Source organism: Chitinophaga sedimenti, from assembly GCF_023156195.1.
GTDB classification, from domain to species: domain Bacteria; phylum Bacteroidota; class Bacteroidia; order Chitinophagales; family Chitinophagaceae; genus Chitinophaga; species Chitinophaga sedimenti.
Map to the genome: position 1 here is coordinate 91,843 of NZ_JAKUKA010000001.1, position 14,284 is coordinate 106,126.

General features: G+C 52.5%; 9 protein-coding genes and 1 pseudogene. All 10 read right to left on the minus strand.

Going from position 1 to position 14,284, the window contains the following annotated elements; translation table 11 throughout:
- Positions 1-77: 77 nt before the first annotated feature.
- Positions 78-863 carry a rhamnogalacturonan acetylesterase gene (locus MKQ70_RS00610; RefSeq protein ID WP_248066175.1) on the minus strand — a complete coding sequence of 262 codons (786 nt, stop codon included), beginning with the start codon at positions 861-863 and terminating at the stop codon, positions 78-80.
- Between the two features lie 7 nt (positions 864-870).
- On the minus strand, positions 871-1,497 hold the full coding sequence (locus MKQ70_RS37250) for a rhamnogalacturonan lyase family protein (protein ID WP_372490075.1): 627 nt from the start codon (positions 1,495-1,497) through the stop codon (positions 871-873).
- Positions 1,443-2,312 (minus strand): rhamnogalacturonan lyase family protein, encoded by an 870-nt coding sequence (locus tag MKQ70_RS37255; protein ID WP_372489920.1) that lies wholly within the window; start codon positions 2,310-2,312, stop codon positions 1,443-1,445. Before MKQ70_RS37255 ends, MKQ70_RS37250 begins: the two co-directional genes overlap by 55 nt.
- Positions 2,313-2,500: 188 nt before the next feature.
- Positions 2,501-2,752 (minus strand): annotated as a pseudogene (locus MKQ70_RS41850) (rhamnogalacturonan endolyase family protein); the annotation flags it as partial.
- Between the two features lie 2 nt (positions 2,753-2,754).
- On the minus strand, positions 2,755-4,185 hold the full coding sequence (locus tag MKQ70_RS00620) for a glycoside hydrolase family 28 protein (protein WP_248066179.1): 1,431 nt from the start codon (positions 4,183-4,185) through the stop codon (positions 2,755-2,757).
- An 11-nt stretch (positions 4,186-4,196) separates the two neighbouring features.
- Complete coding sequence (locus tag MKQ70_RS00625) at positions 4,197-5,846, minus strand: hypothetical protein (RefSeq protein WP_248066193.1); 1,650 nt, start codon at positions 5,844-5,846, stop codon at positions 4,197-4,199.
- A complete protein-coding gene (locus MKQ70_RS00630; RefSeq protein ID WP_248066196.1) occupies positions 5,777-7,504 on the minus strand; it encodes a DUF4450 domain-containing protein in 1,728 nt (575 codons plus the stop codon). Before MKQ70_RS00630 ends, MKQ70_RS00625 begins: the two co-directional genes overlap by 70 nt.
- Positions 7,505-7,617: 113 nt before the next feature.
- On the minus strand, positions 7,618-9,612 hold the full coding sequence (locus MKQ70_RS00635; protein ID WP_248066199.1) for a hypothetical protein: 1,995 nt from the start codon (positions 9,610-9,612) through the stop codon (positions 7,618-7,620).
- Between the two features lie 28 nt (positions 9,613-9,640).
- Entirely contained in the window at positions 9,641-12,493 is a 2,853-nt protein-coding gene (locus MKQ70_RS00640) for a glycosyl hydrolase (RefSeq protein ID WP_248066202.1), read from the minus strand.
- 25 nt (positions 12,494-12,518) lie between these two features.
- Positions 12,519-14,273, minus strand: coding sequence for a RagB/SusD family protein (locus tag MKQ70_RS00645; protein ID WP_248066205.1), 1,755 nt, complete (start codon positions 14,271-14,273; stop codon positions 12,519-12,521).
- Between the last annotated feature and the right edge of the window lie 11 nt (positions 14,274-14,284).

The window sequence follows — 14,284 nt, forward strand, 5'->3', positions numbered from 1 at the left end:
TAGAGGGCATCTTCTGCGCCTGCACGCCGGCCGCCAGTAAGGTGAGTAACAGGGAATATACCAGTTTTTTCATGCGCTTATTTTTCTTTCAGGTAAAAGCTCAGGGAGCAGTCAAACAGGTCTTTAATGCCGCCGGCAACGATCTTCGCGTTCAGTTCCGCGCCGTCTTTGCTGGTATGCGTATGGTCGCCGTGGAACAGCGGTTTCACCTTTTCTTCGCCTAAACCTTCGTAGGCATCGGCGATCAGGTTATTCAGGTCCACGAAAAACACGCCTTCACTTTCGGCGATTTCTTTCGCCCAACCCGCGTAATCTTCATTGCCGCGTCTTACTTTTCCATCTTTCCAGTTGTCGCGGGGAACAGGCGAGCAAACGATCGGCATGGCGCCTTTTGCTTTGGTTTCTTTGATGTATTTACGCAGGTAAGTACCATACGTATACACTACTTCCTGCTGCTTGCGGATGGGGTTGTAAATCTCTTTGCTTTCATCGCCAATGCCACGGATAGAGCCACGTGCGCGGGCGGTATCATCGAGCGGACCGGCATCATTGTGGCCGAACTGGATCAGCACATAATCGCCGGCTTTTAAGGTAGATAACACCCGTTCCCAGCGCCCTTCCGTAATGAACGTACGGCTGCTGCGGCCGCCGATGGCCTGGTTGCTGATCGCGATTTTACTGGTGTCGAAGTATTGCGCTACGAGGCTGCCCCAGCCCCATTGACCATTGCCGCCGCTGCCGTCGCCGTTACGCACGGTAGAGTCGCCAATGATGTATAGCGTGGGTTTGGGCGCCGTCCACATGATGAACACGGTAGCGCACAACAGGAGGGCAAAAAGCGAAAGGTATTTTCTGATCTGCATAAGCCAACTATTTTTTCTTTTTGTTTTTGATAAGGGTGATATTCGGTTTAGGCGGTTCCTGCATGCCTTCACCCAGGTGAAAGCCGGTGTGGGGCGGCTGGTTATAAGCCACGTTCTGCCATGCAATGCTTAACCGGTACTGCGGATCGTGCATCAGTGTATAAAACTTTTTATCTGTCGGAATGTTGGTCGAGAAGATGCGCAATTCATTGTTGTCGGCCGTACGGTAGATCACCTCTTCCCGCCAGTCGCCAAGTATATCGGCAGATAATACCGGGTTGGATTTAGTGCCGTTGTTCTTCACACAGTTAAACTTTGCCGCTTCCAGCAGGGGAACGGTCTTACTGTTCTCGTAATCCCATTTCCCCACGTTGGTGCCGTCGAGTATTTCACTTAACACATCGCCGTCCCAATAAATACCCATGTTACAGGCCGGCGTGCGTTCTGCGATCACATTACCTTTCGCATCAAACATGCCCCTGATACCCGCGCCGGCCACCCAGCATTCCGAACCGGGGTAACGCGGATCAATGTCCAGCGCCAGTCCGCGGCCTGGACCTTCACCATCTTCGCCCGCTTTTACGCTTGCTTTTTCCAGAGGATTTCCCCGGTGCGGGCGTCGCGGAAGCTGCAGCCTGCATCATCAAAACGTTCCTGTATGTCAAATACTTCCAGCCCGGGGCGGGAAGGATCGAGATCGGTAACATGCAGTGCATCGCCGTGTCCCAGGCCCGTTGAATATAAACCGGTGCCATTGTCGTCGAGCGTCATCGCACCAAAAATGATTTCGTCTTTACCATCGTTATCAACGTCGGCCACGGTGAGGTTGTGGTTCCCCTGTCCGCGATATGCCCGGTTTTTACCGCCGGCTTCATCGCTGTCAAAGCTCCATTGCTGCGTCAGTTGGCCGTTGCGCCAGTTCCAGGCGGTGAGTACAGAACGGGTATAGTAACCGCGCGTCATCACGAGACTGGGTTGTTTGCCATCCAGGTAAGCAATGCAGGCCAGGAAACGGTCCATACGGTTGCCGTATCCGTCTCCCCATATCGATTTCAGTTCTTCTGTAGTGGGCGTAAGGGTAGATGGATGGCGCGCCGGTATAAAGTTCGTGGTAGCCAGTGCAGCGCCGGTCAGTCCATCGAAAATGGTCATGTATTCCGGGCCGGAAAGTATATAGCCTTTATCGTTTCGGTAATCTTTCGTCGAATCACCAATCACTTTTCCTTTGCCGTCAATGGTACCGTCAGCAGTCTTCATGGCAACTTCCGCACGGCCGTCGCCATCCAGGTCGTATACCATAAATTGCGTATAGTGCGCACCTTCCCGGATATTTTTTCCCAGGTTGATGGTCCATAGCAGTTTACCTTCCAGCGTATATGCCTGAAAAATTGGTGGGTCGGTAATGCCGGCCTGCGAATTATCTTTCGCTCTTCCCGTCTGGTGCAACACGATCTCATACCTGCCATCTCCGTCAGGTCACCTACAGACGCATCGTTCGGCGTATACCCCGGAGGTGTTTGCAGTGGAACCGATAAATACGGCTGTGCATTGGCCCCACTGGTGAAAGCGCCTTCCACCGCACCTTCTTTGCCGTTTACAACAGGGCGTACCTGGTATTTGTAGGCCATACCGGCTTTTGCGGTATTGTCGACAAACGAGGTCACGTTCGTTACCGGCGAGGCATTCAACTTCGTAAATTTATTACCCTCCGCACGGTACACATTAAACCCGATGTTGGTGTTATCGGTGCCGAGCATGCGCCAGCTGACAAAGCGGCCAGCCTCTTTCGGCATCACGATCAGTCCCCTGTCCAACTGCTCCATCTGCCTTTGCGCTGATGCCTGCAGCACGGCGCCCAGTAACAGTGGCAGTATAAGAATTCTCTTCATGATTATTTTTGATTAGTCGCCACAGCTGCATCCATCTGCATCTGTTCCGAGTTCTTCACAACAAGTTCTTTATTATCGGTCGCTTTCAATACAGAGTTCTTTAACGTCCAGCCTTTTGCCCAGGCTATTTCACCCTTGGTTGCAGCCTGTATATGCAGGTTCTGGAAGTTGAAATTTTCCAGGTAAGATTCTTTCATACCTGTTGCGCCAAAGATTTTCTTCGCGCCTTTGGAAGTGATATTGCTTACATACACGTTGCGGAAATGAGGGATGCCTTTTTCCGGCTCCACCTTCATCAGCATGGTTTTCCAGTGTGCGGGGATAGAATCAGGGTGGTAGCCTTCCGGCAGTTTGGAATAGCTGTACGCCGGGTTCCAGTTCATGGTGTAATAGAAAGCGGTACCTACACTGTCCAGCATGTTATCGCGGAAGTGAATGTCTTCCACCGTACCGCCGCGCGTAATGGCTGACTTAATATGGAAGCCGTTTTTCGTACCCACCGCTGTAAGCTGATGCGCCAGTACGTGGCGGATGCCGCCCGCAGTTTCGCTGCCGAGGGTGAGCAGGCCATCGCCGCGACGGGCAATACATTTGCGGATCACCACATATTCGGTGGGTTTATTTACACGCTGCCCGTCCCAGTCACGACCGGCTTTCAGGCAGAAGTCGTCGTCGTTGCAGTCGATATCGCAGTTCTCGATCAGCACCCAGGTGGAGGAATCCACGTCAATACCGTCGGTGCTGGGGCCTTTGCCATCCTCGTTATTGCGGATCACAAGGCCGTCTACCGTGAGGCGGGTGGAGTACAACAGTTGCACGGTCCAGAAGCCCGCATTTTTCAGCGTAATGCCTTTTAACGTAACATCTGCGGAATTTTGCACGAGGATGGTGCGTACGCGTTTGGCGTCGTAGTCCACGATCCAGCGCAGACCTTTGGGTTCATAATCCTCGGTACGCATTTTCCAGTATTTATCCCAGCAAAACTTGCCGCGTGCGTTGATGGTGCCACTGCCGGTGAGCGCGGCATTCTTTACATCTATCATGTTGATGAGTGCCGCCGGCCATTTCATTTCTATGCCTGCGATGCGCGTATCAATTTCCGGGTAATCTGCGAAGTCCTGCGACCCCAGCAGCGTTACACCTTTATCTAGGCGCAGTTGTACATTGTTCTTTAGAAAGACAGCGCCGGATACATACGTGCCGGGCTTAAATGTCACAATGCCGCCTCCTTGCGCCGCGCAGGCGTCAATTGCCTGCTGGATCGCTTTGGTATTTACGGTTACGGTGTCGCTTTTGGCGTTCACTACAAATTCTTTTTTACCCGAGGGGAAGGATTTCGCTCCTACCTTCTTCGCCCAGTCAGGTAGCGGCTGTGCTTGCAATTGTGTCGCGAAGGCCAATACCAGCGCCAATGTCAGAGATATCAGTTTCATAATCGTTAGTTTCAGTTTCTTAATAACGTGGCCGCCATCAGCCCGATTACTACGTCGTTGGCCAGCGTGTGTAAAGTAATGCTGTGCAGCTCTTTGCCGGACTGCAGGGGCATGTCCAGTACGGTGGCTGCTCCGCCGTCGATACTGCGGTTGGAGAAGCCTTTTATCGTATCATATTTCGTTTTGCTGGTCGTGAATTCCCCGGTTTTCAGGTGCAATCTTTCCGGCAGTGGTGCGCCGGTGGTGAACGCATAATCGTCGTTCATGTAGTCCTGCTCTATCGGCCACCAGTTTTCCGGGTTCTTCAATGCCAGTGTGTCTTTGCTGCCATCGGCATATTCCACGGTGACTTGTCCGTTGGTGAGCCTGCTCTGCATCGCATTCGTAGAACCCGCCATCAGGAACCAGATATGCGACGCTTTGCCCTTCAACGCAATACTGGCCTGAGACGGATAATTTTCCCACATGGAAGTGAACAATATATTATTACGGAGCGTATCCGCCGGTGTGCGGAAAGGTATGCCCAGTGAGGATTTGACTTCATTGCGGGCGCCGGCCGATTGCCTTAGTCCGCTGTCATCGATGTTCGCGGTCGCATTCGGGTAACACCAGTTGCCGATACCCTGCGTGGGCAATTGCAACGTTGGTACTGCCGGGCGTGGTGCTAAATAACGTTGACTGAATATCTGCGTCACTTTATCATTAAACGGTACTTCCACCTGCTCAAAAACCGAACGGTCGGAAATATTTGGTTTACTCACTGCGATGGCAATACGTTTATTTTCAAAGTTGATGGGTTGCCACCAGGAGAAGCGCCCTTGCTGCATTTGCAGGAAGAAGGTGTATTGTCCGGCAACACTTATTTTATCCCCCGTAAAAGACCGTTTGGTTTGCTTTTGTGAAACGATGACCTGTTGCGGATCGTAACTTTTTAAGATGTCTGCATTTACCGTGGTCACGCCACCCCGGCCCCATGTCGGCGATTCGATGTTGCGCCCTTTCCAGCGGATCACGATGTTCCAGGATTTTGCCACCGGTGCGGTAATCACCAGTTGCGGCCTGCCCACCGCATCAGTATTACTTTTCGCGGTTATTGTTTTTCCATTTAAGAGGATAGATTCCCAATCATCTTTTAGCGCTGGTATAGTCAGCTCTAATTGCAAAGCCGCCGCAAACGAAGGTTGAATCGAGTAGGTTTCCACATTCCCTTGCCGCCTAAATTGGAATTTTACATCCGGCACTTCCAGGGAGGCGTGGTTCCACGCTGATGGTAAACCCGGCTGGATGCGGAGTTTGCCATTGAGGGCATCCGGTTGTACACCAAACAATCCTTCTACCAACGCACGAGCGGCCATGCCGATAGGATCTGCAAAGTCGCGGTACAACTCACCGCGCACCGCATCGTAAAACGACAGCTGCTGGAAGTTGCCCGGCGACGCGCCGAGGTACATGCTTTCGAGCAGGCTGCTGCGGAACAATCCAAATCCCTCTTCGGCGCGGTTGCCCTGCCAGTAAGCTAACGCGGTATGCAGGTTTTCCGCCAGCGCCACATTGTTGATCGACCAGGTATACGGTTGCCAGTTGGTGGTGGCTACAAGTTGCAGGTTGTTTTCCTGCCAGCCGTTTGCCTGCACGGGAATATGCGGCAGCGCTGTCTGCACGTACTGCAAGCTTTGCCATGACTGGAAAGCATCCGGCAGCTTTGCATCAATCGCGTGATAGATGGTCCAGAGGCCGGGGAAGTGTGTACCAGCTGGTGGCCCAGCAGGTCTTTGTATTCCGCATACCAGCCCTGGTTCTTAAGCCAGAGGTGCGTTTGCACGGCCGCGGCGATGTGTGCGGCTTCTTTTTCATAGGGCGTTGCATCTTCCCCAACAATTTTGGCTAATTGCGCTGCAACGTTATTAGCACGATAATTATAAGCAGATGAATGCGTAACGCCGCCACCACTGTACTGCAGGGCATCGCTGGCCCATATGGCCGCGTAAGCGTCATACAGGCCGTCGCCGTCCGCGTCGAAGTTGCGTTTTTCCCACGCTAGGTGACGTTTGATCAGCGGCCATTGTTCGCGAACGTAGGCGGTATCTCCGGTCCAGGCGAAGTGATTGAGTAACTGGTCAACGAACACGAGGTTCATATCATAGTGATGCGCACGGATGTCACCATTCGGATTGCGACAAATATACCCCTCACTGAATAAGGCGTTACCTACTTTCTCCTGCTGGCGGGCCAGGTTCAGGGCGGTATCGGCCACTACGCCCGTCACAGGCGGCGTTGTAATCTGCGACTTCGCATAACTGGAAAAGTGTTGTCTCGCACGATCGTGCCAGCCGAGCGGATCGGCGACATATGCGCCGCGCCATGCATTAAGGCGCATCCGCCAGGCTACCGCACCATGCAGGTAGGTCGGCGCTTCCCAGATACCATCGGCTGCCACTGCCAACGCGCCGCCAAGGGTGTTTAAATATTTATCGGGAGTAGATAGTTTAACCCTTGCCGTCAGTGTTTGCCGTGCTTTTTCGGCTTGCTGGAACAGTATGCTGGGTGGCGTGTTAAGTTCGCTGGCAGATAGTAATAAGTATTGATTCCCCGCAGGTACTTTTCCCGTAACGATCGGCGCATCCTTTGCAATGCCATTGTAAACAGCATCGGGCGTGGTAAAGCCTGCATCCGATGTTTTCACGGCAGCAGGCATCTGCCCGAAAATTTGCTTACCATTCGGGATCGCCAGTGTAAAGCGATTGCCGTTTAAGGTATACTTGTTGTCTTTGCAATTCGCGGCATGCAGGTAAAATACCGATTCCGGGTCTGCGCCAATATCACCATCACGACTGAATTTCTTACCGGTAGCGCCACCATAGACCCAAACCAGGTCTACGGGTGAATTAACGCTGATGACCAGTCCTTCGCTATCTGCCAGGGCGAGTACTTTCAATTGTATAGTTTTGCCACCCAATGCGGGATCGGCAATATCATATAGCATAGAGCCGGGCCGGTAGGTCGCTTTGATGTGTTGCGCTTCGGTAAGCCACTTCACACCGGTATTTCCCATCACCCCTAGTTTTAGGTTACCGCCCATACCAGGCAGGTATAAGGCAAACTCCGGCAAGTCGCCTGCCTCGACCCTGAAGCCGGTGTTGGTACCGTACAATGCCCTGTTAAAACGCAGTTTTCCATTCGTACACACGAAATCACCGCCTTCCGGCAGGTAATGCACGCTGCGTGGCTTATTATGCCACAGCGGCGTGTTTTGCGCCTGCGATAATCCGCTGGCACAGGTAAACAGTAACGTGATAATATATCGTTTGCTCCTGCGCATCTAAAACATCTTTTGTAATCCTTCCCACTTTATTTTCCAGTTCCCGTCTTTCGGAAAGCCGATATTTACACCCTTGTCGCCATCCACCCCAGCACACATCATCGCGATGGCGCTTAGCAGTCCGCCGTTGCCGGGCAGGTAAATCGTGAGCCGGCCATCCTGGTAATTGTGGCCGTTTTTAAATAGGTATTGGTGCGGATGGGCATCAACAGCGCGTCTACGGCCTTCGCCGGTTCGTGCAATCTTGCCGCGGTCATCGCTGTGAGCGGGAAATCCCAGCCCAGGTATCGTTCCACTTCCAGATTTTCCAAACGAGGTGTAAGGTGTTGCGCATCACGGTTGTATCCAGTCCGTTCGCGGCCGGGATCGTGCTGTACGCGCCCAGCACCGCCGGGTGATCGGCGAGGTAACGTTCGTTGGTGTAGCAATCGGGGTTGATTCCGTAGCCAGATACACGTTGTTCTGTTGTGGCAAAGGCGCCAGGTTTTTATGACCTCATCCCATTTCGGATGCCGTGGCAGTCCCTGTCGTACGCGCCACTGCTGCGCTACATTCAGCGCCCAGTGCCAATAGGAGAGTTCGTAAGTGGGATTGTAAGTCGTTACGGCGTCAAAGCATTCCTGCGCGGGAATAAGACCACGCCCCAGGTTGTAATGCTTCTTCGCAGAATCGTAAACGGGGTAGGAGGCCATGAAGTCCGCCGTGGCGAACAGTAACTCACTGTACTTGTCCAGCACCGCTTTGCCGGGTTTATGACGATATAACAGTTCCGCCATGTAAATAAAATGCGGCTGCTGCCAAATCAGGAAGGAACCCACCGAAGAGGGTGATTCATTCCCCGCATGGTCCACCATTTTCTGCCAGCGCAAGCCTTCGAAGTGCTGGCGTTGGGCTATTGCTTTCGCCAGGGGCGCCGCGCTGAAGTACCATTCAAGACTACGTTCCATTAATTCCGGTCGGCCCCACAACGCAAAGTGCACGGCATGCCACCAGTGCATTTCCAGGTGCGGTTTGCCATACCAGCTGTTGTAGGTCAGGCCTGTTTCCTGTGGCGGGTAGGGCCCCGAACATTGCAGTTTAGTCAGGTATTGCGATAGGATAATTCTTCGTTCTAATTCAACAGCGCGTTTGTCCTTACTGCCGCTAAAATCCACGGCTCCGCCGGATGACCAGAACGACTTCCAGCCCAGGCGGCTGCTGTTCTCACTTTTCGCGAATGCGGGCACTACATCCGTAGGCTGTGGTGTAAAAGCGGCCGTACATTCAAACACATCGCCCGCAGCGGGACTAATAAACAGTTTGTTGTGCTCCATGTTTAAAGCCGCGTCCTGTTGCCATCCCAGCGAAATGTAATAACGGCTGGTATCCTGCGTTACCTTTAATACCGCGCTGGCAGACTGTGTACTCAGTTCCAGCTGGTGCTGGTGTCGCGCAAAATTGTTGCCCACATCTTTGAACTGCCCGTTCGGGGCAGGTACCTGCACCTGTATTTTTAAGCGCTGTGTTTTCAACAGCGGAGAAGTGATTTTAAATGAAACGGCATCACATTGCTGGTGGCAGTAAGTGCTTACCTGCACGCGTTGGCCCTGTACGGTGAATGCACTGCGCAATTCGCCGGTCCACATGTCCAGTTGCTGGTTGATGTGTTGTATGTCGGCCAGGGTGGCGCGGGAACCATCTTCCTTCAATATAACCAGGGCAACATTACCCAACTGTAAACGATGCGGGTTCACGCGGAAATAATCCACGGCTCTTTTATTGCGCTCGGGTTCCTTGATCTGTACCGGGTAGGGAATCGTTCTGCCGTCCAGTTTGTATTCGCGCAGGGTTTCTTCGAAACGGAACTGCTCTGTATTCGGGTAACTGTGCCAGCCCCAAACCGACTGCGTACCCAGGGGCACGCCGTTCGCATATTGATCGGGGAAGCTCTGGAAGCCGGTAATGTCGGCGGTAAAGGCGAAGTTGCCATTGCCGACAGACAAAGCACCCAGGGTGTCTGGAGTAGTTAATTTTACCGTATGCCGGCGCACGAGCGCTTCGCGGTTAATGCGTTGCGCGCTGGCTACCAGGCAGCTGCAGGTGGAAAGTATCAGTAATGCGAATCTCATACGTGTACGTTGCTTATCAGGCGGCGTTTTAAGGCACAGGTTTCAGCCCGTCTTTACCTGCTGGTACTTGTTTTAATATATTCACCGGCGTTAGTGTTACATCGCTCAGCAGGCCCGAAGGCTCCGGTTGCCAGCCGGCCGAAGTAAACAATCCGTCCGCGCCGCGGTTCTCCGCCTTGCGTGCAGGGAAGTTGATGTTATAAAACTTTTTATAGTTAACGCCTTTCTTTTCCATGTCAATAATGCGGTTGCTCATGCCATTTGTTACTACGATCTCCAGCTGGTTGTCTGCTTTAAATGCGCTCGCCGGAATGGTAATGGTGTAAACCGGACCAATTAACTTACCCAGGCTTTTGCCGTTCAATATCACTTCAGCGCTTTGTGAAACCTTGCCCAGATCAAGTTTCCAGGCACCGGTGTTACCAATCGAAATCGGTTTTTTCAGGTTGATGCTGTATTTCGCTGTACCCGAAAATTCCTGTACCCCCGATTGTTGCAATGCGGTCCAGGGTTTGGCCGATTCTAGTGTAACGGCTTCCGGCAGCGATGGGCCGCCTTCGAGGAACTGCAGTTTCCAGCTGCCGGCGATCGTTTGCGTTTGTCCGGCGGTTTGGATGTACGGAAATAACGTGGCGGTTACCGGCGCATTACCTGTGTTCAGGATGCAGCTTTCTCCCACCTCAAGTTGCAGCATTATTTGGATTTTCCCGTCCTGCCCCGTCCGGGTGCCCGCCAAACCTGCGCGCTGCTGCATGGGATCATACAACATATTGTATTTACCGGCAGCCGCGGGTGTGATGTAGCCATTAAAGCGGCTGTTGCCGGTATTGGTGAGGAAGTACGTATGGCCGTCGGCCGTGGCGCGGCGTACGAATTGCAGTCCTTCGAGGTTTTCTTTTCGTATGTTGCCTGTCGACAGCAGCGCGGCGATATCATTCCCTATAATGATTTTTCCTTTACCATATTTCGCCACGCCGTTGGCATCGAAGCGAATTGTTTGTTTTAACTTCTCAAGCTGGACTTTTTCTTCTTTATATTGATGTAACCCGGGAATATCCCGGGGCAGATTTTTGTAACAAAGCAGGGTAGCACCGTTGTTAACCTGCTCCATCAGCTTGGTAAATGTTTTCAGGGGGATGTAATGCACATCTGCCAGTAATATGGCCTGGTATTTTCCACCAGCCGATTGCAGGCTGTTTTTAAGCGATAAGAGTTGTTTGTCCGACACCAGGTCAAATGTATAGCCATGTGCCAGCAAGTCCTCGCCAGCATATTTAAACGCTGTTTTATCAAAGCCCTCCATGCCATCGAAATGGTGCAGCATGTCGCGGCCGGGCTGGCAGTTACGGTCGTGGAAAGGGAAGTAGAGGAGCACGTCGTTGTCGGCCCTGCCTTGCTGTAAAAAACTCTGGCAGCGGGCTACGTAGGCGTTTAACGCGTCGAAGTCGCGCCAGAAAGGGTTGGCCGGCGTAAAGTGCACTGCGGCGTAAAACAGCCATCCGGGCCAGGCGGCGCCTTCGGGTGAGTAGTTCGTACCATGGTAAAAAATATGATTCACACCGCCGATAAAATATTTATCGATCGATTGTTTTACATCTCCCAAAGTAGATTTAAAATGCTCGTCCAGCCACGTGGCTGCCTCCGCGGAAGCCAGCGGTTTACCCGCAAAACTTGCCGCCGATGTGGCAAATTTAAATCGCAGAATATCAGTGCCCTCTGTTTCAGGGATATCGATCGCCTCATACAAATCCAGGATGTTCGATGGTGAGCCATGGCTCTGGTTGCGGATCAGCTTTTGTTTGCCCTTTGCCCAGCTGTGCCAGGGCTGCGTAAATTTCTCCAGTAACAAGTCGGAAATCGTCAGGCGGTAATCGTACAGTACCCGGGTGTGCAGCTGCGTGGTGTCTTTTGCTAACAGCGACGGCAACACGTTTTTCAGATCGTATCCACGGCGCTTCTTAAACTCGGCAAAGAATTCCGGCGTCCAGTTCGACTGTCCACGTGCATCATCTACTTCATAAGAATCATTGAAGAAACTGCGTAAACCCGCGAGCGTATGGCCAGCGAAAGCGGTATCAAAATGGCCGAGGTAATGATCGATAGCGGTGGGAGAGAAGTGATCGATCGCCATGCCTTCGCCACCGGGGGCTGCACGCTCTACCATTTTACCATGCCAGCCCTGGAACAGGGCATAAAGTGTCACATCTGTAGTCGGTTTCCAGTTCAGGCGGCCCTGTGCATCTACCTTGCCGGTTACATCGGTCATATTACCGGCTGCATCATAAGCCAGCAGGGCCACGAGCGGCAGCGGTCTTTCGAAACGCACCTGGTCTATCGCGAGTTGCTGCAGGTTTTTATTCGCAGATACGGGTTGCAGTACTTCCGGCTTTTGCGCGAATGGTGTACTGTTAGCACTGCGAAAAATGGGTTCCTGTATAAATGTAACCGGCTCGCTGAGCAGCGCGCCGGTTTTAAGTTGATAAGTCTTATGTGTGATGTACTTGCTGGCATCTGCATCCGTGACCCAGGGCCCGCCGAAAGGCCACCCCGTTCCGGTGGCCATATCTATCCCCAGCCCCAGCCGCTTTCCTTCTTTTAAAGTGAAGTTCAGCATCTGCATCCACTTCGGAGAAAGGAACGGAATGAATTCACTTTCGTGTCCCTTTACGCCGTAGATGGGCGTTATCTCCAATCCTCCGAGACCGGCCGCTTTGTATTTTTCCATGGCGGCGGTCAGTCCGCCTGTTGTTACCGCACTGCCTTCCCACCACCAGCGGGTCCAGGGTTTGGCGTTTTGTGTTACCGCAGGCCATTTTACCTGGGCGGAGGCGGTGTTAGCGGCCAGCAGGGCGCATATGCACAGATGGTTCCATTTCAGCATGTCGATAAGATACAGTTTAATTCATCTAAAATTCAAAAGGCAGGTACCAGTTTGCCTTGTTCATCAGTTTCGCTCTAACGGCCGCCGCTTCCGGGATTCCGTCTTTTTGCAGCTTCGCGTAAATTTTATCAGCGAGGAATGCGGGATCGTTGCGACGTAACGCTATACGCAGCAGGTCGGGCCAACGGGTGCCCTCAAAGCCGTTTTCCAGGCCGGTTTCTTTAATGAGACTGTTTTCAATAGATAACAGGCTGTCTGCCGCAGGTACTACCGTGCTCACGAGATTCGCCCTGGCACGGATACCGATGTTGCGGTACCAGTCGCCGCGATAGTAAGGTACACCGGAGCTACCGCTGTTTCTTCCATCAAAATTAAATGGATAAGGCTCGTTTAAGCTGCCGTGATAATTGGTTACATCGGAGGTAGGTGCGGGAAATGCACCGGCCAGACCGCTGTTCAGGAAACCCCATGCCAGCCTGTATTTGCCCGCACGGTTAGCCGCTTCAGAAAAGCGCATATGCAAATGTGTCTGGCGGAACAGGAACCATTTACCATCGCGCTGTAACAGGTTGGTAGGCTGCCTGGTGCTCCAGTTGATATAGTTGTACAGGTATTTCATGATCACGCGCTGACCGCCAATGTCCATCCAGCTAAGTTGTCCGCGGGCATCGTAGGGCAGGCCGGCTGCGCCCGTAGCGGTTACCGGACGCTGGGTCTCGCTGTTCCACATATCCACCGCCTGCTGCGAAGGTTTGATCAGGTATTCGCCGCCAATCGGTGAAAACAGTTTAACGAAAGGATTGCCGGGTTTGAATTTATTGTCGAACGGAATTGCCCATACCCATTCCCTGCGGAAACCTTCGGTATTCATGGCCTGCTCGAACATAATGCGCCACTGGCTATTCCATACCAGGGTGGAGGCATCGCCGCCACGGCTGTAGGAAATATAGTGGTCAAGATCGCCGTTGCTGTCCCAGCCCACTTTATACATCATGTAGTAAGAACCATTCACCGTACCTACGGTGCCGGTTTCCATCACTTCGCGGTACCAGGCGGCGGCGCGGGTATAGTTGCCTTTCCAGAGGTGCAGGTCGCCCAGCAGCACTCTTTTATTAACGAACCATTTAGCCGTCGGATAACCATCTACCGTAATGTTCAGCGTGGTGCCGGCCGGGTATTCTGCTTTGAACGGCAATGCTTCTGTAAAGTTGATCAGGGAATCCAGCAGCACATCGAACTTCAGTCTCGGGAAGTTGCTGGCGTTTTTGATCGCGTCTACGTTTTCCAGCGCACTGGTCACATACGGCACTTCCCCGAAGTGGATGCCGAGTTGCAGGTACAGGAACGAACGCAGACAGGCCACGTCGGAGTAACGCTGGTTATAATCGGTTTCGTCCAGTTTATTGTCTTTCCGCATGATGTTGAAGTTCTTCAGTACATCATTACAGTTGATAATGAGCTCATAGAATGGGCGCGGGCTGGCATACGGATTACCTGCGGCTACGCTATGGGTGCTGATCTGGCGCAGGTTTTCGTTGGCGTTCATGGTGTATTCCATCATGTCTGCCCGTAGTTCGTTCAATACGATGTATTGTTCCGCAAGCGCACGGAACTTACCATAGAGGCCGATGATCGCAGCGTCTGCGTCGTACACGTCGCGGTACATCTGGCTGATGTCGAGTTCATCTTTCGGTTTTACGTCGAATATCTTTTTGCACGATACGGAACCTATGGATAAGGCCGCTGCCAGTAAAACCGCTGTTATTTTAAGTTGCTTCATAAACGTAGCAA